Genomic DNA, 20596 nt, shown 5'->3' on the forward strand with positions numbered 1-20596 from the left:
ATTGCTAATGAAATGGCTCGAAGAATCAATCATGGTCAAACGCGGTGTGGGTGCTGGGCGTAAACCGGTGACCCACCATCTGACGGAAGAGATGCAAAAAGAGTTTCACTACACCATCGGCCCTTACTCGACGCCGGTGCTGACCATTGAACCGGGCGATCGGGTGATTGTCGATACGCGGGATGCCTTTGAAGGGGCGATTAACTCAGAGCAAGACATTCCAAGCCAACTGCTCAAAATGCCGTTTCTCAACCCGCAAAACGGCCCCATCATGGTTAACGGTGCCGAGAAAGGCGATGTGATTGCGGTTTATATCGAGTCCATGCTGCCGCGCGGCGCTAACCCCCACGGCATCTGCGCCATGATCCCTCATTTTGGTGGACTGACCGGTACTGACTTGACCGCCATGCTCAATGATCCGCTGCCTGAAAAAGTGCGCATGATTAAGCTCGACAGCGAAAAGGTCTACTGGAGTAAGCGCCACACCCTGCCCTACAAACCTCATATTGGCACATTGAGCGTGTCGCCAGAGATTGACTCGATCAATTCACTGACACCGGATAATCACGGCGGGAATATGGACGTGCCGGATATCGGGCCGGGCAGTATCACTTATTTGCCGGTGCGAGCGCCCGGTGGCCGTTTGTTTATCGGCGATGCGCATGCTTGTCAGGGTGATGGGGAGATTTGCGGCACCGCCGTGGAATTTGCCTCAATCACCACCATCAAAGTGGATTTAATCAAAAACTGGCAGCTCGCTTGGCCACGGATGGAAAACGCCGAAAACATCATGAGTATCGGCAGCGCACGGCCGTTAGAGGATGCGACCCGCATTGCCTACCGTGACCTTATTTATTGGTTGGTGGCCGATTTTGGCTTCGAGCAATGGGACGCTTATATGCTCCTGAGCCAATGCGGCAAGGTGCGCTTAGGCAATATGGTCGACCCTAAATACACCGTCGGTGCCATGTTAAACAAAACACTGTTAGCCCAATAACAACGGCACACGTCGTTATTCTCCCCCGATCTCGGTCGGGGGAGGAACTGAGTACTGATTATCACGCTTTTTCACCCAATTCAGACGCATAAGTAGGTGCATATGGGATCCGATACCCCAGTCAATATTGGCTTACTGTACTCCTTCAGTGGGGTGACAGCGGCACAAGAGCGATCACAATGGCGTGGCGCGACGCAAGCTATTGCCGAAATAAACCAAAATGGCGGTATCAACGGCAGGCCACTGCATGCCATTCATTTTGATCCACAATCTGATGATGTGCAGTTCCGTGCATTGGCAGAGCAGTTAATCGTCGAGCACGACGTGAATGTGATCTTTGGCGGTTACACCTCCAGTAGCCGTAAAGCCATGTCGCCGGTAGTGGAGAAATATCGGCGGCTACTGTTCTATTCGCAACTGTATGAAGGTTTTGAGTTTTCAGAAAATATTTTCTATGGCGGGGCCGCGCCCAACCAAAATTGTGTCCAGTTGGCAGATTACCTGACGGGGCAATTTGGCGCGCGAGTGTATTTGATTGGCTCGCGTTATATCTACCCGTATGAATGTAATCGCAACATGCAGGAACTTATCCTGCAACGCCACGATGGCGCGGTGATTGGCGAGCGCTACCTTGACCTGAATGCGCCCTATGAAGCGTTTTTGCCCATCATCGAGGAGATCGCCAAAAAGCAGCCGGACTTCATTTTCAGTACCGTGGTAGGGCAAACCGTTCCCTTTTTGTATCAGGCTTATCAGGCGGCAGGTTTAGATCCCGCCCGTATGCCCATTGGCAGCCTGAATACATCAGAAACTGAGATTGCCATTATGGGGGCTGAAGTAGCGCAAGGGCATTTCAGCTCCGCCCCCTATTTCCAAAGTGTCAGCACCAAGGCGAATCAAGCGGCACTGAAACAGTTCCATCAGCAATTCGGGCCGGAACTCACCACGGACATGAATTGGGAAGCCACTTACAGCCAAGTGCACTTGTTTGCCAAAGCCATGGCCGAATGTGGCAGTGACCATATCTATCCACTGTCTGCCGCCCTGCGAGGAAGCCAATTCGATGCGCCACAAGGCCGTATTCGAATTGATCCTCTGAACCAGCACACCGGACTCTACCCACGAATTGGGATGGCGAATGAACAGGGGCAATTTACCGTGGTGCAGGAGTCACGCCGGATTGTCGAACCCGACCCGTATATGACGAACCAGATTCAGGGGGATTGGGTCACGAAACTCACGACAGTGGGGTATCCCCATGCGACCTAGCGACAGCAGAATCAGCGCCACCGCGTTATTACTCAGCCGAGGGATTCGTTGCGTAGTCTTGCACCCCGACGACGAGGACGGCGAAACGCTCACCAATCATTTACGCCGTATGGGGTTTAAGGTGCAAGCCTTCTGGCCCATCCCTGAGCAACTCCCCGCGGATACAGACCTGATTTTCTATGCATTACAGTCTGATAACCCCGAACCGGATGTGTCATGGCTTAACCCCCACAAACACGCCCTGATTGCGGTTATCGCGTATGAGAACCCAACGTTTATTGACCAAGCGCTCAGCATGGGGGCGGGGGCCACGATAACCACCCCCCTTCGCGCCTCAGGGCTGCTCTCGGCCATGGTATTTGCCTTACACCATGCCCAACAGCAACGGCAAATGCGCGATCAAATAGAACGGCTAGAAAAAAAGGTGCAGGGGGTCCGCCAAGTCAGTGAAGCCAAAGCCATCTTGATGCGGATGCACAGTATTGGCGAAGAGCAAGCCTACGAGATCTTGCGTCATCAAGCCATGGACAAGCGCATCACCGTTGAGGAGATCTCATGCGCATTAATTCAGGCCAATGACATTTTCTCTTGGACAACACCCGCCGCACCCCATAACCGAAAGAACTGAACACGGATCGCTCGGTCAATCGCCGAGCCTAATATGACTTTTTCGAGTCTCATATTGCCCATTAATGAGGATAATCATGTCGATAGCCCCTTTTACTGCAGCCGCCATTCAGTTTGAACCCTTAATGTTTGCCAAAGAGGCAAATGTCCGTCAATTACTGGCACTGGTCGAGCAGGCGGCGCAACAAGGTGCACGTCTGATTACCACGCCGGAAATGGCAACCACCGGCTACTGTTGGTTTGATCGACAGGAAGTTGCGCCGATGGTCGAAACCGTTCCCGGTGAAAGCACAGCCCGTTTTACTGAATTAGCACAACGTTATCAATGCTATATCGTCTTGGGTATGCCGGAAGTAGACCCTGCCACTTCGCTCTATTACAACAGCGCCGTGTTGATTGGGCCGCAAGGCGTGATCGGTTGCCATCGCAAAAGTCACCCCTATATTTCTGAACCTAAATGGGCGGCCGCGGGTGACGTCGGGCATCAAGTGTTTGAAACCCCACTGGGGCGCATCGGTATGCTGGTGTGTATGGATATCCATTTCCCAGAAACTGCCCGTTTATTGGCATTGGAAGGGGCCGATATCATCTGCCATATCAGCAATTGGCTGGCAGAACGCACTCCCGCCCCCTATTGGATCAGCCGCGCCATGGAGAATGGCTGTTATTTGATTGAAAGTAACCGCTGGGGACTGGAGCGTGGCGTCCAATTTAGCGGAGGCAGTTGCATCATTGAACCCGATGGCTCGATTGCCGCCGTGGTCGATGGCGGGGACGGCATTGCCTACGCCGAAGTCGACATTCTCCGCAGCCGCCAGCGCCAAGTCTTGGGGGAACCGGTTTTTGATCAGCGCCGCCCTGCCGATTATCACGCGCTACTCTGCGACAGTTTCCTGTGGAATCCACAAGATTTCTTTGGTCTTTACGGACAAAAACCGTTGCCTGCGGGTAAGCAAAGCCGCCTGACGGTGGCGCAGTTCCCCTCCGTTGAGCAAGTTGAAGCCAATCTGGCGACGATAACCGCCATGGCCGAAGATGCGGTGTTGCAGCAAGGCAGTGAACTGATTGTGTTCCCTGAATTAGCCTTAACGGGTTATCTCGCGGGCGCGGCTCAGGCTCAAACACTCGACAGCCCCGCCGTGCAAGCGCTGACTCGCCTCGCCATGAGATTGCGGGTCTATCTGGTGGTGGGGATGGCCGAACAGCAGCAGGATAGAGACTACAACACGCAAGTGCTGTTTGGCCCCGAAGGGATAGTCGGCACTTACCGGCAAATGCAACTTTCTCAGGCGCATCAACAGTGGGCCAGCGCTGGCGAACAATGGAGTGTCTTCGATACCGCACTGGGCAGAGTCGGATTGCTTTTAGGCCATGATGCCTTATTACCGGAATCAGGCCGCATTTTGGCGTTGATGGGCTGCGATATCATTGCCTGTTCTGCCGCCCTGCCCGCCGGTTTTACCGCCGCCCATGTCGGCAGTACCGTCCAGCAAAATTACCCTATCCCGACAGGGGCCGATCCGCTGCACTGGCACTTATTCAGAACCCGAGCGGGGGAAAACAATCTGTATTTTGCCTTTGCGAATGCGGTTGATGAAACTCATGAACAAGGTGGATTTAGCGGTATCTTTGGGCCTGAAACCTTCACTTTCCCACGGCAAGAACAAGTGCTATGGCAGGCATCGCAAGCGGTCACTCAAACCATTGATACCCGTTCTCTGGCGGGTAGCGTCTATCCTACCAATGTGGTGCGCCGCAAAGACCTCGTTGCCATGCGCCAGCCGCATCACTATAAGTTGCTACTGAGTTAAGTTGCTACTGACTTAAATTGCTACTGAGTGAAGGCCCAAAACGCGCTCAATCCCAGTGATGTTGGCTGGGGTTGAGGCGAAAAAACCACCCCATCTGCACATATGTGCAGAACCCACCACATCACGCAAAATAAAAATGTGATCACAATCCAAAATTTGTTCGGAATAATCCTCGCCAACACAAATTACCCATTTTCATTTATTTAATATAAATCAATCCATTAAGTATTTTGGCACATCTGTGCAATATCGATTCGGTATTAGGGCGTTTGTTTTAGATTAATTAGGCGAGATAGAGGCGGGATGCGTTATTTCATGCTTTTGACTTAAAAAATGGAAAGTGATTATATCAAGTCATAGATAACCTAATGACATTTGCACAAATGTGCAAGAGGCTGAAATGGAAAAGAGCGATGATCTACGCCTGATGGTGAAAATTGCACAAATGTATTACGAGCAAGATTTCACGCAAGCTGAGATAGCGCGGGCACTGGGGATTTACCGTACCAGCATCAGCCGAATGCTAAAAAAAGTCCGCGAACAAGGCATCGTCACGATTTCAATTAATTACAACTATAACGAGAATTTGTTGCTGGAACAGCAATTGAAGTCGCGCTTTAAATTACGCGAGGCGATTGTGGTTTCTTCAGAAGAAGATCAGTCGCCAGAACATCAACTCCAATTAATGGCGAAACATTGCTGCGCACTGCTGAACCGTATTATTGAAAATGGCGATATTCTGGGCTTCTCTTGGGGCAGTGCGATTGCCACCTTAGTTGAGCAAATGGACACGTCAGCGGTATCACGCCAATTAACCTGTATCCCGATGGTCGGTGGCCCATCAGGTAAATTAGAGAGTCGCTACCATGTGAATACCTTGGTTTACAGCGCCGCCATGAAATTAAAAGGCGAATCACTGCTGATTGATTTCCCCGCGATTCTGGAGAAAAGTGTTATCCGTGACGGTATTGTGCAATCTCAGCATTATCAGGCGATCGCCGATTATTGGCAGCGACTAGATATTGCCATATTCGGTATTGGCTCCCCGAATATTTCCGGCAATTCCACTTGGCGTGCATTTTATGGCAGTGATGTCATTGACCACTTTAATGAAAGACAGGTTGCCGGGGATATCTGTTCACGCTTTTATGATTTACAGGGTAATCCTGTTGAAACTTATATTTCCGATAAAACCATTACCATCGAGTTAGATAAAATTAAAAAAGCCCGTTATTCCATTGGTATTGCCCACTCACATGACAAAATCAGCGGAATTATTGGCGCCATCAAAGGGAAATACATTAATAGCTTGGTGACGACGAAAGAAACCGCCGAGGAGATACTCAAGCTCACGGCATAAGCATGACGAAAATAGTATTAATCACGCCGACTGGCGTGTGGCTAACCATAATCAAAATTTGGATAAATAGAGTATTGAATGAATGATTGGCTTAATTTTAACGGTCACGTTAATGCGGGGGAAATAAAATGGTAAATGTCATTTTTTGTGCTCACGGTGATTTAGCCGTTTCAATGCTAAATTCCGTCAATATGGTGTATGGCGAGACACAGAATATTACTCCGCTGCTGTTTAACCGTGGTGAGAATGCTGAGGATTTGGTCACGAAAATGCAGAATGTCATGGCGAAGAATGAAGAAAATGCGTGGCTGATTGCGGTCGATTTGCAAGGTGGCAGCCCCTATAACGCCGCCGCTCGGCTGGCCTTTGGTGACAGCCGCATTCAGGTCGTCAGTGGCTTATCACTGCCGCTGGCACTGGAAATTGCCGATAACCAACACAGCATGGATGCAGAAGAACTGACAGATTATTTACTGGAAATCGGCGCGCAATGCGTGCAGTCATTCCGCCATCAACAGAATATTGCAGAAGAAGAGGCAGACTTTATATGAAAATCAATCTGGCAAGAATTGACGACCGGCTGATTCATGGCCAGGTCACCACCGTCTGGGCGAAAGAAGCCAAGGCCGAGCGCATTATTATCTGTAGCGATGAAGTCTATAACGATGACATCCGTAAGACGCTATTAAAACAAGCGGCGCCTCCGGGTATCAAAGTGAATGTGGTCAATATTGAAAAAGCCGTCGCTGTTTATCACAACCCCAATTATAGCAATGACACTGTTTTCTATTTATTCACCAATCCAACCGATGTTTTACGGTTAGTGGATGAAGGGGTGAAAATTAATGTCATTAATATTGGCGGCATGGCGTTTAAACAGGGAAAACGGCAATTAACAAAAGCCGTTTCTGTTGACCAAAATGATATTAATGCTTTTTATGCCTTAGGTGAACGCGGTGTTCATTTAGATTTGCGGGTAGTCACTTCCGATCCACAAGTGGATGTGATTAAAAAATTAAAAGAACTGGAGTCTAAAGAGCGAAACTAAATATCAAAAACAAGTATCAGCAAATATTAATCACTCAGGTCTTAATAAACATTTAAATCCGATTACTTAACCTGGGCAATGACACTATTTAATATATCTCCTCGGCCATTTCAGCCAAGGGGAAATAGGGGCATATTGCCGAAAGGGGTCCACCATGGAAATCAGTTTACTACAGATTATCTTAATATTTATTTTCGCCTGCATCGCCGGTATCGGCAGTGTGCTGGATGAATTCCAAACGCATCGGCCATTAATCGCTTGTACCATTACCGGCCTGATCCTCGGTGATATGACGACTGGCGTGATCCTTGGCGGGACGCTGGAGCTCATCGCCTTGGGCTGGATGAACGTGGGCGCGGCACAATCCCCCGATTCTGCGCTGGCCAGTATCATTTCCACCATCTTAGTCATCGTTGCTCACCAAAACATTGCCACAGGGATTGCTATCGCCCTGCCAGTGGCGGTAGCCGGTCAGGTTCTCACTGTCTTTGCGCGTACCATCACCGTGGCTTTCCAACATGCCGCAGACCGCGCGGCAGAAAGCGCCAATTTTGCGATGATTGATTTAATGCATGTCTCCGCGCTGCTGGTTCAGGCGTTGCGCGTCGCCATACCGGTGCTGATCGTCTCTATTTTTGTCAGTGCTGACACCGTCACCCACATGCTCAATGCCATTCCAACCGTGGTCACTCACGGGCTACAAATCGCGGGCGGGTTTATCGTGGTGGTCGGTTACGCCATGGTGCTCAACATGATGGGCGTGAAATACCTGATGCCCTTCTTCTTCCTCGGTTTTATTGTCGGCAGCTACCTCGGTTTCAGCCTGCTCGCGTTCGGGGGTATCGGCCTGATTATCGCCCTGCTGTATATCCAGTTAAATCCTCTTTATCAGAAACCGGCGGCCCCAGCAGCCCAAGGCAATCACGCCAAACTCGATGAATTAGAAGACTAGGAGACGCCGACATGAGCACACCAAGCAAACAAATTACCCGCTCTGACCTGTTTAAAATGTTTTTACGCAGTAACTTGCAACAAGCCTCGTTTAACTATGAGCGTATTCATGGTCTGGGCTTCTGCTATGACATGGTGCCCGCGATTAAGCGCTTGTATCCGCTGAAAGCAGATCAGATTGCTGCGTTAAAACGTCACTTAGTGTTCTTCAACACCACACCTGCCGTCTGCGGCCCAGTGATTGGTGTGACCGCCGCGATGGAAGAAGCGCGTGCCAATGGTGCCGACATTGATGAAGGCGCGATTAATAGCCTGAAAGTGGGGCTGATGGGGCCTTTGGCAGGTGTGGGTGACCCACTGATTTGGGGGACATTACGCCCCATCACTGCGGCATTAGGGGCTTCATTAGCGCTGAATGGCAATGTATTGGGGCCGATTCTGTTCTTCCTGTCATTCAACGCTGTCCGTCTGGCGCTGAAATGGTTTGGCTTGCAATACGGTTTCGCCAAAGGGGTCAATATCGTGAAAGACCTCGGCGGTAACCTGCTGCAAAAACTGACCGAAGGGGCGTCTATTCTGGGCCTGTTTATCATGGGGGTGTTGGTCACCAAATGGACCAGTATCAATGTGCCGCTGGTGATTTCGAAGACGCCAGCACAGGACGGCACCACCGTGACCATGACCGTGCAGAACATTCTGGATCAACTCTGCCCCGGCTTGCTGGCATTGGCGCTCACTCTATTAATGATGCGTTTACTCAAACGCAAAGTTAACCCTATCTGGCTTATTTTCTCCCTGTTTGGCCTCGGAATTGTAGGCTCATGGCTTGGCATTCTTTCCTAATTAATGCCGGGGAGTTTTTTTATTCGCACTGTTGTTTTAATTATTCATGATTATTGAGGTGGTTCCGCATGAAAACGAAAGCGTTACGTTTATATGGAAAAAATGACTTACGTCTAGAGAGTTTTACTTTACCGGAAATCGGCGATGATGAGATTTTGGCGACCGTGGTGACCGACAGTATTTGCCTCTCGTCATGGAAGGAGGCCAATTTGGGCGCGGACCATAAAAAGGTGCCCGATGATGTGGCAGAAAACCCGATTATTATCGGTCATGAGTTTTGCGGCGATATTTTGCAAGTCGGCAAACACTGGCAGCACAAATTTAAGCCTGGCAGCCGTTATGTGATTCAGGCCAATTTGCAGTTACCTGATCGCCCAGATTGCCCCGGCTACTCTTTCCCTTATATCGGCGGTGAAGCTACCCACGTGGTGATCCCGAATGAGGTGATGGCGCAAGATTGCCTGCTGCCCTATGAAGGCGAGAGCTATTTCGAAGGGTCACTGGTGGAGCCACTTTCTTGCGTTATCGGCGCATTTAACGCCAATTACCATCTGGTTCCCGGTACTTACCAGCATAAAATGGGCATCAAGCCCAATGGCCATGTGTTGATTCTAGGCGGTACAGGCCCGATGGGGTTATTGGCCATCGATTATGCCCTGCATGGGCCAGTGAATCCGGCCTTGTTGGTCATCACTGATCGCCACCAGCAAAAACTCGATTATGCCGCTCGCCTCTACCCGAGCGAGCCGCAAACGCAAGTGCATTACCTCAATACTCAGCACACCGAGGACCAATTTGAGCGCTTAATGGCCCTGACCGACGGCAAAGGTTACGACGATATTTTTGTTTTCGTGCCGTCAGCGGAATTGGTCACCTTGGCATCGAGCCTGCTGGCACCGGATGGCTGTTTTAATTTCTTTGCCGGTCCGCAGGATAAGCATTTTATGGCGTCGGTTAACTTCTACGACATTCACTATTCGTTTACCCATTATGTCGGCACCTCCGGCGGTAATACCGACGATATGCGCGAAGCGGTGAGTTTGATTGAAGCGAAGAAAGTGAATGCAGGCAAAGTGGTGTCCCATATTTTGGGGCTCAATGATGCCGCTACAACCACACTGAATTTGCCTAAAATTATCGGCGGTAAAAAACTGGTGTATACCGGCAAAAATATCCCGCTGACGTCATTGAGTGAGTTAATGAGCCAGCCGCAAACTTTGCCATTATTGCAGGAGTTACAGACTATTTTGCGTAAAACGGAGGGGTTGTGGTCGAAAGAGGCCGAAGATTTCGTGTTGGCTTACGCCCCCGAGATTTAATTTTTCCGCATCAAAAACGCAGGGGAAGCCAACGGTTATCGCGCTTCCCCTGCGCCCTTCACGCGATCTCTTTATCTTCTTTATCTTCCGGCAAATGCTTCGCCGTTGACTCATCAGTGGTGGCATCATTCTCGACAGCACTGAGTAACACATCCAGCAAGCCGGGGAAGCGGGCATCAATATCCTCGCGCCGCAGCGATAATAGACTTTCGCGCCCGCAGGGCCGCTGCCAGATAACACCACTTTCACGTAATACGCGCCAATGGTGGGTCAGGGTTGACTTAGATAACCCGTGCACCAAAGTGCCGCAGGCATGTTCACCCCCTGCCGCCAATCGACGAACCACCGCTAATCGCAGCGGGTTTCCTAGCGCCGTCAGCACATTTTCCAACCTGATCTGCTCACGTTCAGGGTGATTTGCAATCATAGCGTTCCTATCAATAAACAGCCGTTCCCGTGCCAATTGCCCGACAAACTACCTGATCGAGCCATCTCAACTGATCCTTCGCGGGCGGCAATATAGCCTATACTTCATCTCGACCCTACGACTAAATGCCGAGTCTACTCTCATTCTAGTGCAATGCTGTTAAGCCAGTACCTGCTGAACAGCCCCCTCAAACCCGATTCATCGCCATTATTGCATAGTTTAAGAACAAATAATTAAATTGTACGTGTATATTCGTACAATAGGCCTATACTGATCGCGATCAGGTGACCATTCGAGGTCACAGGACATTTAACCAAACAACTTCCCGGTGGCGCGTCAAATCGCCCGCCCCGAAATTGCCATTATCTACTAAGGACTTCATATGGCACGTAAAACTCCTATCGAGCGCTATCGCAACATCGGTATCTCAGCCCACATCGACGCCGGTAAAACTACCACTACTGAGCGTATTTTGTTCTACACCGGCGTCAGTCATAAGCTGGGTGAAGTGCATGATGGCGGCGCGACAACTGACTGGATGGCTCAGGAGCAGGAACGTGGCATTACCATTACATCGGCTGCCGTGACCTGTTTCTGGAAAGGTATGGATCGTACCTTGCCGGAGCACCGTATTAATATTATCGATACCCCTGGGCATGTGGATTTCACCATTGAGGTGGAACGTTCTATGCGGGTGCTCGACGGTGCAGTCATGGTGTACGACGCAGTGGGTGGCGTACAGCCACAGTCTGAAACCGTGTGGCGTCAGGCCAATAAATACCGTGTGCCGCGCTTGGCATTCGTCAACAAGATGGACCGCCCAGGTGCTGATTTCTTCCGCGTGCGGCAGATGATGATCGACCGCTTGAAGGCGAATCCGGTGCCGATCGTGATCCCGATTGGCAGTGAAGATAATTTCACCGGCGTGGTGGATTTGCGACTGATGCGCGCCATTATCTGGGATGAAGCCTCTCAGGGCATGACGTTCAGCTATGAGCCGATTCCAGAAAACCTGCTGGCAACCGCCAATGAGTGGCGCGAGAAGATGGTGTCCGAGGCGGCTGAAGCCTCTGAAGCGTTGATGACCGAATATCTGGAAACGGGCGACCTGACGGTGGAGGAGATCACTCAAGGTCTGCGTATTCGCACCATTGCCGGTGAAATCCAGCCGATGATGTGCGGTAGCGCCTTTAAAAACAAAGGGGTGCAACGCATGCTGGATGCGGTCGTTGAGCTGATGCCATCACCGGTCGATATTCCGCCGGTCAGTGGCACCGACGAAGACGGCAACGAAGTCAGTCGTCAGGCCGATGATAATGAAAAATTCTCGGCGCTGGCGTTCAAACTGATGACCGACCCCTACGTCGGCCAACTGACTTTCGTGCGCGTCTATTCGGGTGTTTTGCGTAAAGGCGACAGCGTGTATAACCCGATTCGCGGCAAGAAAGAGCGCATTGGTCGTATTGTCCAGATGCATGCCAATAACCGCATCGAAGTGGACGAAATACGCGCCGGTGATATCGCCGCTTGCGTCGGTTTGAAAGATGTCACGACCGGGGAAACGCTGTGTGATCCAGATGCGGTGATTACGCTGGTGCGCATGGAATTCCCTGAGCCGGTGATTTCGCAAGCCATTGAGCCTAAAACGAAAGCGGATCAGGAGAAAATGAGCCTCGCCCTGCAACGGCTGGCTTCGGAAGATCCGTCATTTAGAATTCGCACGGACGAAGAATCCGGCCAGACCATTATTTCCGGTATGGGTGAGTTGCATCTGGAGATCATTGTCGACCGCATGAAGCGTGAGTTTGGCGTCGAAGCCAATATCGGTAAGCCGCAAGTGACCTACCGTGAAACCGTGCGCAAAACCGTGACAGATGTGGAAGGTAAATTTGTTCGCCAATCCGGTGGTAAAGGGCAATACGGCCATGTGGTCTTTACTCTTGAACCTCAGGAAGCAGGCAGCGGCTTTGCCTTTGTCGATGCGACAAAAGGCGGCGTGGTCCCCCGTGAGTTTATCGGCGCAGTTGAAAAAGGGGTGCTTGAAGCCACCAACACCGGTGTACTGGCCGGTTATCCGGTAGTGGATGTGAAAGTGACGCTGACGTTCGGTTCCTATCACGAGGTCGACTCCTCTGAACTGGCGTTTAAAATGGCCGCCATCTTTGGTTTCAAAGAAGCGGTTAAGCGTGCATCACCGGTGATTTTGGAGCCTGTCATGAGCGTTGAGGTGGAAACACCAGAAGAGTACGCCGGTAACGTGATGGGGGATCTTTCGTCTCGCCGTGGCATGGTGCAAGGAATGGAAGAGATGATTGGTGGCGGGAAGATTATCCGCGCAGAAGTGCCGTTATCCGAAATGTTCGGTTACTCCACCACACTGCGTTCGATGTCCCAAGGCCGAGCAACTTATACCATGGAATTCAAACATTACGCCGAAGCACCGCGCAATGTTGCTGATGCGATTATTGCCGCTCGCGGCAATAAAGGTTAATTCGCTTTAGCCCGCAGTTAGCTTCATCAAACAGTTAACTTCACCAAACAAAACCGCCGGTAGATATTGACTGGCGGTTTTTTTATGGGCTAAAAAGTCACTGGCGTATTGACCCATAACACCCTCGCGGTGGACTCGCCGATATTACGGTAACCATGGGGTACATGGCTGGGGAAATAAAAAGAATCCCCCACATTGAGCAGATAAGTCTCCTCACCTAAATACAGCGCAATTTCCCCCTCAAGCACATAGCCCATCTCCTCACCATGATGTTCGATTTGCCCATCACTGGCGACACCAGGTTCGATGATGTGAATGTTTCCTTGCAGCAGTCCACCTTTGTGATGATGGGTGAGATTCTCCAGCTCAATACCGCCCTTCTTACTGCGGTGAACAAAACGCTTACGAACGCGTTGTTCTGGCTTCAGAACCGGTGAATCTGCCACCCAACTCTCGGCCATCAAATCTGAAATATTGGTTTCCAGCGCGCTCGCCAACCGGTGCAACATAGCAAGGGAGGGTGACGCGACTTCGTTCTCCAGTTTGGACAGCAAACTCTCAGAGCACCCGACTTTCTGCGCCAACTGTTTGAGCGTGATGTCCTGCGCCAAACGAGCATGACGTAAACGCATCCCTAAATCAGACAAAACAAAACCGCCGTTATCACCGTTTTTTTTCATAAGTTGGTATCTGCTACTGAAAGAGGCTCAAACGCCCAGCGTTTCCGTGCCGGGCAATATTTATCACATCGGTACTAACAGCCAAAATAGCCGCTTATGCCGTCACACTAAAATGCACATCCTGCGGGTTACAGCCATTAATGGGCACGATGTCTTGTGGGCAAGCCGACATGACGACAATACAATCCAGCTCGGCGCGGATTTCAACGTAATCCCCCGCTTTGCTCACCGTCGGTAACCACGAGATGGTGTAATCCGGATTAACCGGCGTATTCATCCACAAATTCAACGGTTGCGGAACTTCACGCGCCCGTAACCCGATCGCATTGAGCGCCAGCCGCATATTATCGGCGCAACTGTCGTGGTATTCAGTGATCCCCATATTGCTATAGCGATAAAGGTCACAGGCGGCAATCAGCGTATCGTGTACGCCCGGTGAGGTATCCGTTATCAGCGTCCCTATCGCACGACGCTGATTGGTGACTAATGCATCTCCCGGTTGAGGAATGATTTTATCAATAAATGCGCGCGTGTGTTCCATTGATGAGAACTCACTGAGGTCAGCGCTATTAAACAGCCATGTGTCGCACACCTGACTGCCAGGAGTATTAGTAATGCGGATAACCTGCCCTTTACTCAGCTTCACCGCCCGACCACAGCGGGCAGGCACGGTATACACCTCACCTAATACCGGCGTACCGTCGGCAGAAATAGGGGAAGATAACGTGGCATTCGTGCCCAGCGCGCTACCATTGTCTTTGTCACAGCAAGCAGGATAAGTGTGAGTGCTCATGAGGAACTCCTATGGGTTGATTTGCCAGTTCTGTCAGGCAACAGGCTAATGCCTTCGCGCCGAGGTACAGATACTGAGGGTCGGTGTATTCAGCCGGGTTATGGCTGATGCCGTTATGGCTAGGAACAAAAAACATACTGGTGGGGCAATGGCTGGCCAGATGCATCGCATCATGAAATGCCCCCGAGGTCAGGGTGGCGGTATCGATTTGTAGCGCCTGCGTACAGGCATATTGTTGCGCCAGTAATTGAGTATTGAACGCCACCGGCGGGTGGCTAAAGACGCACTCGACCAACACATTGTCAGCGGCAATCTGCTGCATCCAGTCATCAAACTGCGCTAAAACCGCAGGATCTTCGTGGCGAAAATCCAGTGTAAAAGTGGCACGACTGGCAATCGTATTGATGGCATTCGGCTCCACTTCCCAACGGCCAAAGGTCAACCTTAATTGGTCAGCGGGCAGCGTTGCTGCCTGTTCTTCTAACTGTTGTGCCATCTGGCGAGCCAGTGACATTGCATCTTTACGATCGCCCATTGGCGTGGTGCCAGCATGGGCGGATTGCCCCAAGCAGCTCACTTGATACCAGCGAACGCCCTGAATGCCCTGCACCACGGCCAAGGGTTGATTCGCTTTCTCGAGCACTGGCCCTTGCTCAATATGTAACTCGACAAAAGCGGCCATCGGCACTGTTCCGCGCCGAGGCAGATGCGGGAAACGCTGGTGACAGCGCGCTAACGCTTGCTGGAGCGAGATCCCCTGCGCATCCTGATGATGCTGATAATCAGCCAAGCGCTGCGGCTGAACAAAGGCACTCGATCCCATTGCCCCAGGTGAAAAACGACTACCCTCTTCGTTCATCCAGATAGCCACTTCAATCGGGCGCAGCGTGGTGATCTCGGCCTGAGCTAAGGCACTTAAACATTCCATACCGGCAATCACGCCGTAACAACCATCAAGATTGCCGCCACAGGGTTGCGTATCGATATGGCTGCCGGTGACGACTGGCGGTAAATCTTCACGGCCAGCACGGCGGATAAACAGGTTGGCGCAATCATCGGTGATCACTTCGCAACCTAATGCGAAAGCCCAGTCAATCAACCACGCTCTGGCAGCTAACTCTTCGCCTGACAAGGCCTGACGATTGACACCCCCGTGAGGTAATGCACCAAATTCAGCCAGTTGTGCCAGTCGCGCCATTAAGCGTTGCTGGCTGATATAGTCGGCGACCTGTACGCCTACGCCCTTAAGCATGCCCGACCTCCGACTCATCCAATTGCAGCGGGCGTTTAAACCACGGCGCTAAAAATGCTTGCAGGCGTGCAGTCTGCGGCTGACGGAACATCGTGGCGGGGGCACCACTTTCCACGATGCCGCCATCGGCCATAAACACCACTCGGGATGAAATCTTGGCGGCAAATGACATCTCATGGGTCACCATCACCATGGTCATTCCCTCGTTAGCCAAGGCTTTTATGACGTCGAGCACCTCTTCTACGCGTTCAGGATCAAGTGCGGAAGTCGGCTCGTCGAGCAACAGGAGTTCCGGCTCAAGCGCTAATGCTCTGGCGATCCCGACCCGTTGTTGCTGCCCGCCAGAGAGGCGGGATGGACGCGCTTGCGCTTTGTCTGACATCCCGACTTGCGCCAATACCGCTTGCGCTTTTTGGCGCGCCTGATCTCGTGACCACTTTTTCCCTAATACCAAGGGCGCACAAACATTTTCCAGCACGGTCATGTGCGGCCACAGGTTAAATTGCTGGAACACCATCGCCAGTGGGCGGCGTACTTCAGCAATTAAGGCAGCGCTATCACGATGTTTTTCCTCACGCCCCACTCCGCTGTAGCCCAGTAGTTGCCCTTTGATCAAGACTTCCCCTTCGTCATAGGCTTCGAGGAAATTCATGCAACGTAACGCGGTGGTTTTTCCTGAGCCGGATGGGCCAATTAAGGTGACAATTTCTCCGGCATTCACCGTCAAATTAATCCCTGCCAGTACCCGATGATGGGCAAAAGATTTGCCGACGTTGCGCAATTCAATAATGGGTCCGGTATTCATCATGTTATCCCTCTATGGCCTGACGGCTGAGTAAACGCACACTCACACTGATACCCTGCGCCAACAGCCAATAACTGAGGATCAACAAGGTATAAGGCACGATGTAGGTATAGGTATTCGCCACTATCTGCCCGGTGGTCATGGTCAGTTCAGGCACGGTGATAATGGATGCCACCGCACTCTCTTTAATGGTCAAAATAAATTGGTTGCCCAGTAGCGGCAGGCTAAAACGCAAAGCTTGCGGCGTTTGGATGTGCCAAAAGCATTTCCACGCCGAGATATCATGTACTTGTGCCGCTTCTAACTGCCCTTGCCCGATGCTTTTCCAAGCGGTACGGAAGATCTCGCCAAAATAGGCAGAGCTGTAGATAGTCAGTGATAACACCGTGGCTTCAATGGCGGTTAACGTCACGCCAATCGCCGGCAGACCAAAGTAGAACACTGCCAGTTGCGCCAGATAAGGCGTGCCTCGGATAATCCACACGTAAGTTCGCCACGGCCAATACAACCAAAGGTAATGTCGACATAGCGCCTGCAAAATAAACCCTGCGATAGCCCCAACGACGGCGGCACTCATGCTGATACCCAGCGTGACGCCTAAAGCTCGGGCATAATCCGGCAAATAAAGGAAAAAATCGTTCATCGGCTCTCCTTATGCCAGCGCCGTTCAACATAGCTACCGAGCAGTGCCAACAAGCTGGTCAGCACCAAATACGACAGTGCAATGGCGATATACACCTCTAATGGCCGATAAGTCGCCGAGGCTAATTGCTGTCCCACTCGCATCAAATCGGTTATGGCTATCACCGACACCACGGCAGAGGCTTTAATCACGTCAATTAATTCTGAAATCAATGACGGCAACGTTAAGCGCAGCACTTGTGGGATCTGGATATGCCATAGCGTCTGGCGCGCACTTAATCCGCACATGGCCGCCGCTTCTAGCTGCCCTGCGGGGATTGCCGCAAAGCCACTGCGTAAAATTTGTGATTGATAGGCGGCGGTATTGAGCGTCAGCGCCAATACCGCGGCAACATAACCCGGCAGTGATAACCCCAATTCGCCGGGCAGGTAGTAGCACAACAGCACCTGTGCCAGCACGGGGGTACCACGAAATAAGCTGATATAGACACGGGCGAATCCTCTGCTAAAGCGTGAGCGGCCACTTTCCATCCGGTCAATCACGACACCGATAAAAAAGCCAGCCACAATGGCAACGGCGCACAGCGAGGCAGTCGTTACCGCGCCGTCTATCAACATCGGCAGCCAGCCCGTCAGCAATTGAAAGAAATCCCCCATCGTCTTACCTCTTACAAGCTAGGTGCTGGCATCTGATCAGCGGGGACATCCATCACGAACCCAAACCATTTCTGCTGTAACGCTTTCATGGTGCCGTCACGGTTGGCCTCACTGATACCGTCGCTGAACAGTTTGACTAACGTAGCGCTGTCATCACCTTGACGCCCGACCCAGCCAAAATAGGTGGTTGGCCCTAACATCGGTTTCAGCGTGGTAAAGACGCCCGGACGGGTTTTGATTAAGGGGCCAAGGTTGGCGAGTGATTGAGCGACGCCATCCAAGCGTTTGTTGGCTAAATCGGCATAAGCCTCATCGAAAGAGACGTACTGTTTGATCTCTTTGATACCGGGCTTGCCGCTGGCTTTCAGTTTTTCATCGAACGCTTGTAGCACTTGGAGTTGGCCGGAACCCGCTTGCGATCCCACCACTTTGCCACTCAGGTCTTCGAGGGTGTTGATCGTGCTATCGTTCTCACGTTTAAGCAGCGCGACCGTTGATTCGGCGATCGGCACCGTAAAAGCAAAGTGGTCCATGCGCTGCTTATTCACGGTGACCGCAGTCACCACAAAATCGAATTTTTTGGCATCCAAACCGGGCAAGATGCCTTGGAAAGGCAGGTCGAGCTGTTTGACCTCCACACCCGGCAGATTCTTGCTCAAGATATGATTCATTAAATCAACGTCATAACCCACTATCTTGCCATTCTCTACCGATTCAAAGGGTGCATAACGCGCTTCAGTGGCGATCGTTATCGCCTTATCCGCTTTAATGCGATCCAATAAATCCGCGCTATGCGCACTGGCAGAGAAAACGCTGGCAACACAAAGCATTGCCCAGCACAGAGGTATCGCCTGTTTATGTCGTGTCATGATTGCCGCCCTATTTAAAGTGGTGTGAAGTGCATTCAAGTAACTTGAATGTAATGACATAAGCATGAACTGTGCCATTCACAAAAAAGTGAACAGCAAAATAAAATGAACGCGGATAACACACTGTTATCGCTGCGCTATTTATGATGAATGGTGTGATGGCAACAATGAGAAAGGCGAGGGGATGACAGGAAAGTCAATTAATGTGATGCCTGCTTATCGGCTTCACGCACAGTAAAAGTGCAAAATTGCGCGCTTACTGTGCAGCCTAATAATTGATGAGGCCATTAAGCTTGGGGATAAAACCGGGAAGGAAAAAGCGAGCACAGGTTGATTTTAAATAACGGTGTACTTTTATTTTAAATAATGCTGCCAGTCAGGGTTGACCGGCAGCCACGCGATTGATATCCGCAAAAATCAGATCTTGGCGGCAGCGAGATATTTCGCCATCTCTTCAGCAGGCACCATTCCTCCGCCGGTCGCCCAAACCAGATGGGTCGCGTTTTGCATTTTCTCGGCGCTCAGGTGATGACGGCCCAAATAATCCGCATTGGCGCTGACCCTTGCCGGGCCCGGCATACCGGCTAATGCCGATGGCTCCAATTGGATACCCTCGTGTCGGTTAAGTAACCCGAGTAAGTCATACATTTCGGCATCACTTAAGGTGTAGAAACCTTCCAGCAAACGTGCCATTGCACGGCCAACAAAACCCGATGCGCGGCCAACAGCCAAACCATCGGCGGCGGTCATATTATCAATCCCGATATCTTGTACAGAAATTTCATCATGCAGGCCGGTATAGACCCCCAATAACATGCACGGCGAGTGCGTCGGCTCGGCAAAAATACAGTGAACATGGTCGCCAAAGGCCAGCTTCAACCCGAAAGCAACACCGCCGGGGCCGCCCCCAACCCCACAAGGAAGGTAGACAAATAAGGGATGATTTTCATCAACCAAGATTTGTTGTTCGGCAAACTGCTTTTTCAAGCGATTGCCGGCCACTGAATAGCCCAAGAATAAGGTGTGCGAGTTTTCATCGTCGATAAAGAAGCATTTCGGGTCAGATTCTGCCTGCTTGCGCCCTTGTGCCACGGCGACGCCATAGTCCTGCGCATACTCCACCACATTCACGCCGTGTTCACGCAGTTTACGTTTTTTCCATTCTCGGGCATCCGCTGACATATGCACGCTGACACTGAACCCCAATTTGGCACTCATGATGCCAATCGACATGCCCAAATTACCGGTAGATCCGACGGCAATGCTGTACTGGCTAAAGAACTGGCGGAAATCATCGGAAAACAGTTTGCTGTAGTCATCGGTTTCCACCAATAAACCGGCCTGTAACGCCAGTTTTTCAGCATGCGTTAAGACTTCATAAATACCGCCACGGGCTTTAATCGAGCCGGAAATAGGCAAATGGCTGTCTAGCTTTAACAGCAAGCGGCCGGTAATAGCCACCCCGTAGCGCTGTTGCAGCGCTTGCTGCATGGCAGGTATTGCGACAATATCAGACTCGATAATGCCTTGGGTCTTTTGCGTCTCGACAAAGGCTTGGCATAAATAAGGAGCAAAGCGTTGTAACCGAGCCTCGGCATCGTCAACATCCTGTCGCAATAATCCGACGTAAGGTAAGCCGACTTCAACCGTGGTAGCTTGCGGGTTAAACCAGGATACCTCTTCTAAATTGATAAGCTTTTTGACCAAAGGATAATCGGTAATTAATTTATCAATTTCAGTGCTTTTCATAGAATG

Annotated in this window: 20 protein-coding genes; 11 read left to right on the forward strand and 9 right to left on the reverse strand. The window is 51.1% G+C overall.

What is annotated here, in order from left to right; translation table 11 throughout:
* The first annotated feature begins 7 nt into the window (after nucleotides 1–7).
* The 10 genes from DA391_RS17810 (at nucleotide 8) to DA391_RS17855 (ending at nucleotide 10225) form a co-directional block, all read left to right on the forward strand.
* Complete coding sequence (locus DA391_RS17810) at nucleotides 8–997, forward strand: acetamidase/formamidase family protein (protein ID WP_049604704.1); 990 nt, start codon at nucleotides 8–10, stop codon at nucleotides 995–997.
* A gap of 102 nt (nucleotides 998–1099) precedes the next feature.
* Nucleotides 1100–2266, forward strand: a complete 1167-nt coding sequence (locus DA391_RS17815; RefSeq protein ID WP_050080377.1) for a transporter substrate-binding domain-containing protein — start codon at nucleotides 1100–1102, stop codon at nucleotides 2264–2266.
* Nucleotides 2256–2894 (forward strand): ANTAR domain-containing response regulator, encoded by a 639-nt coding sequence (locus DA391_RS17820; protein ID WP_050080376.1) that lies wholly within the window; start codon nucleotides 2256–2258, stop codon nucleotides 2892–2894. Before DA391_RS17815 ends, DA391_RS17820 begins: the two co-directional genes overlap by 11 nt.
* 76 nt (nucleotides 2895–2970) lie before the next feature.
* Nucleotides 2971–4704 carry a nitrilase-related carbon-nitrogen hydrolase gene (locus DA391_RS17825; protein ID WP_050285909.1) on the forward strand — a complete coding sequence of 578 codons (1734 nt, stop codon included), beginning with the start codon at nucleotides 2971–2973 and terminating at the stop codon, nucleotides 4702–4704.
* A 400-nt stretch (nucleotides 4705–5104) separates the two neighbouring features.
* A complete protein-coding gene (locus DA391_RS17830; RefSeq protein ID WP_049604708.1) occupies nucleotides 5105–6064 on the forward strand; it encodes a sugar-binding transcriptional regulator in 960 nt (319 codons plus the stop codon).
* Between the two features lie 128 nt (nucleotides 6065–6192).
* The gene (locus tag DA391_RS17835) at nucleotides 6193–6615 is read left to right on the forward strand and encodes a PTS sugar transporter subunit IIA (RefSeq protein WP_098904221.1); all 423 of its coding nucleotides are present in this window, start codon (nucleotides 6193–6195) and stop codon (nucleotides 6613–6615) included.
* Complete coding sequence (locus DA391_RS17840; protein WP_042806612.1) at nucleotides 6612–7112, forward strand: mannose/fructose/sorbose PTS transporter subunit IIB; 501 nt, start codon at nucleotides 6612–6614, stop codon at nucleotides 7110–7112. Before DA391_RS17835 ends, DA391_RS17840 begins: the two co-directional genes overlap by 4 nt.
* A gap of 154 nt (nucleotides 7113–7266) precedes the next feature.
* Nucleotides 7267–8064: a PTS mannose/fructose/sorbose transporter subunit IIC gene (locus DA391_RS17845; RefSeq protein WP_019210929.1), complete on the forward strand. Its 798-nt coding sequence runs from the start codon at nucleotides 7267–7269 to the stop codon at nucleotides 8062–8064.
* Nucleotides 8065–8075: 11 nt separating this feature from the next.
* Nucleotides 8076–8906, forward strand: coding sequence for a PTS system mannose/fructose/sorbose family transporter subunit IID (locus tag DA391_RS17850; protein ID WP_050285908.1), 831 nt, complete (start codon nucleotides 8076–8078; stop codon nucleotides 8904–8906).
* 68 nt (nucleotides 8907–8974) lie between these two features.
* On the forward strand, nucleotides 8975–10225 hold the full coding sequence (locus DA391_RS17855; RefSeq protein ID WP_050872581.1) for a zinc-binding dehydrogenase: 1251 nt from the start codon (nucleotides 8975–8977) through the stop codon (nucleotides 10223–10225).
* 58 nt (nucleotides 10226–10283) lie between these two features.
* Here the strand turns inward: DA391_RS17855 and DA391_RS17860 are convergent, their stop codons facing one another.
* Nucleotides 10284–10652, reverse strand: a complete 369-nt coding sequence (locus tag DA391_RS17860; protein WP_019210932.1) for an ArsR/SmtB family transcription factor — start codon at nucleotides 10650–10652, stop codon at nucleotides 10284–10286.
* Nucleotides 10653–11034: 382 nt separating this feature from the next.
* Here DA391_RS17860 and fusA point away from each other — a divergent pair, with 382 nt between their 5' ends.
* Nucleotides 11035–13143: an elongation factor G gene (gene fusA / locus DA391_RS17865; RefSeq protein WP_050878960.1), complete on the forward strand. Its 2109-nt coding sequence runs from the start codon at nucleotides 11035–11037 to the stop codon at nucleotides 13141–13143.
* 89 nt (nucleotides 13144–13232) lie between these two features.
* Here the strand turns inward: fusA and DA391_RS17870 are convergent, their stop codons facing one another.
* The 8 genes from DA391_RS17870 to DA391_RS17905 form a co-directional block, all read right to left on the reverse strand.
* A complete protein-coding gene (locus DA391_RS17870) occupies nucleotides 13233–13823 on the reverse strand; it encodes a cupin domain-containing protein (protein ID WP_019210935.1) in 591 nt (196 codons plus the stop codon).
* A 94-nt stretch (nucleotides 13824–13917) separates the two neighbouring features.
* Nucleotides 13918–14616 carry a DUF1989 domain-containing protein gene (locus tag DA391_RS17875; protein WP_049604713.1) on the reverse strand — a complete coding sequence of 233 codons (699 nt, stop codon included), beginning with the start codon at nucleotides 14614–14616 and terminating at the stop codon, nucleotides 13918–13920.
* The gene (locus DA391_RS17880) at nucleotides 14585–15868 is read right to left on the reverse strand and encodes a M20 family metallo-hydrolase (protein WP_108088034.1); all 1284 of its coding nucleotides are present in this window, start codon (nucleotides 15866–15868) and stop codon (nucleotides 14585–14587) included. The genes DA391_RS17875 and DA391_RS17880 overlap by 32 nt, the downstream gene beginning before the upstream one ends.
* Nucleotides 15861–16676: an amino acid ABC transporter ATP-binding protein gene (locus DA391_RS17885; protein WP_108088035.1), complete on the reverse strand. Its 816-nt coding sequence runs from the start codon at nucleotides 16674–16676 to the stop codon at nucleotides 15861–15863. Before DA391_RS17885 ends, DA391_RS17880 begins: the two co-directional genes overlap by 8 nt.
* 1 nt (nucleotide 16677) lies before the next feature.
* Nucleotides 16678–17316, reverse strand: a complete 639-nt coding sequence (locus DA391_RS17890; RefSeq protein ID WP_108088036.1) for an amino acid ABC transporter permease — start codon at nucleotides 17314–17316, stop codon at nucleotides 16678–16680.
* Nucleotides 17313–17972, reverse strand: a complete 660-nt coding sequence (locus DA391_RS17895; RefSeq protein WP_057650372.1) for an amino acid ABC transporter permease — start codon at nucleotides 17970–17972, stop codon at nucleotides 17313–17315. The genes DA391_RS17890 and DA391_RS17895 overlap by 4 nt, the downstream gene beginning before the upstream one ends.
* Nucleotides 17973–17983: 11 nt before the next feature.
* On the reverse strand, nucleotides 17984–18841 hold the full coding sequence (locus DA391_RS17900) for a transporter substrate-binding domain-containing protein (protein WP_098904218.1): 858 nt from the start codon (nucleotides 18839–18841) through the stop codon (nucleotides 17984–17986).
* Nucleotides 18842–19258: 417 nt separating this feature from the next.
* Nucleotides 19259–20590, reverse strand: a complete 1332-nt coding sequence (locus tag DA391_RS17905; protein ID WP_108088037.1) for a D-serine ammonia-lyase — start codon at nucleotides 20588–20590, stop codon at nucleotides 19259–19261.
* Nucleotides 20591–20596 lie beyond the last annotated feature (6 nt).

It is taken from the genome of Yersinia massiliensis (genome assembly GCF_003048255.1).
In the GTDB taxonomy this organism is placed as follows: Bacteria; Pseudomonadota; Gammaproteobacteria; order Enterobacterales; family Enterobacteriaceae; genus Yersinia; species Yersinia massiliensis_A.

Bases quoted from the DNA above. Each gene is read 5' to 3' on its own strand.
- DA391_RS17900 (WP_098904218.1), bottom strand. From the start codon at position 18,841: ATGACACGACATAAACAGGCGATACCTCTGTGCTGGGCAATGCTTTGT.
- DA391_RS17840 (WP_042806612.1), top strand. From the start codon at position 6,612: ATGAAAATCAATCTGGCAAGAATTGACGACCGGCTGATTCATGGCCAG.
- DA391_RS17890 (WP_108088036.1), bottom strand. From the start codon at position 17,316: ATGAACGATTTTTTCCTTTATTTGCCGGATTATGCCCGAGCTTTAGGC.
- DA391_RS17870 (WP_019210935.1), bottom strand. From the start codon at position 13,823: ATGAAAAAAAACGGTGATAACGGCGGTTTTGTTTTGTCTGATTTAGGG.
- DA391_RS17895 (WP_057650372.1), bottom strand. From the start codon at position 17,972: ATGGGGGATTTCTTTCAATTGCTGACGGGCTGGCTGCCGATGTTGATA.
- DA391_RS17825 (WP_050285909.1), top strand. From the start codon at position 2,971: ATGTCGATAGCCCCTTTTACTGCAGCCGCCATTCAGTTTGAACCCTTA.
- DA391_RS17810 (WP_049604704.1), top strand. From the start codon at position 8: ATGAAATGGCTCGAAGAATCAATCATGGTCAAACGCGGTGTGGGTGCT.
- DA391_RS17835 (WP_098904221.1), top strand. From the start codon at position 6,193: ATGGTAAATGTCATTTTTTGTGCTCACGGTGATTTAGCCGTTTCAATG.
- DA391_RS17875 (WP_049604713.1), bottom strand. From the start codon at position 14,616: ATGAGCACTCACACTTATCCTGCTTGCTGTGACAAAGACAATGGTAGC.
- DA391_RS17820 (WP_050080376.1), top strand. From the start codon at position 2,256: ATGCGACCTAGCGACAGCAGAATCAGCGCCACCGCGTTATTACTCAGC.
- DA391_RS17850 (WP_050285908.1), top strand. From the start codon at position 8,076: ATGAGCACACCAAGCAAACAAATTACCCGCTCTGACCTGTTTAAAATG.
- DA391_RS17885 (WP_108088035.1), bottom strand. From the start codon at position 16,676: ATGATGAATACCGGACCCATTATTGAATTGCGCAACGTCGGCAAATCT.
- DA391_RS17815 (WP_050080377.1), top strand. From the start codon at position 1,100: ATGGGATCCGATACCCCAGTCAATATTGGCTTACTGTACTCCTTCAGT.
- DA391_RS17860 (WP_019210932.1), bottom strand. From the start codon at position 10,652: ATGATTGCAAATCACCCTGAACGTGAGCAGATCAGGTTGGAAAATGTG.
- DA391_RS17845 (WP_019210929.1), top strand. From the start codon at position 7,267: ATGGAAATCAGTTTACTACAGATTATCTTAATATTTATTTTCGCCTGC.
- DA391_RS17880 (WP_108088034.1), bottom strand. From the start codon at position 15,868: ATGCTTAAGGGCGTAGGCGTACAGGTCGCCGACTATATCAGCCAGCAA.
- DA391_RS17855 (WP_050872581.1), top strand. From the start codon at position 8,975: ATGAAAACGAAAGCGTTACGTTTATATGGAAAAAATGACTTACGTCTA.
- fusA (WP_050878960.1), top strand. From the start codon at position 11,035: ATGGCACGTAAAACTCCTATCGAGCGCTATCGCAACATCGGTATCTCA.
- DA391_RS17830 (WP_049604708.1), top strand. From the start codon at position 5,105: ATGGAAAAGAGCGATGATCTACGCCTGATGGTGAAAATTGCACAAATG.
- DA391_RS17905 (WP_108088037.1), bottom strand. From the start codon at position 20,590: ATGAAAAGCACTGAAATTGATAAATTAATTACCGATTATCCTTTGGTC.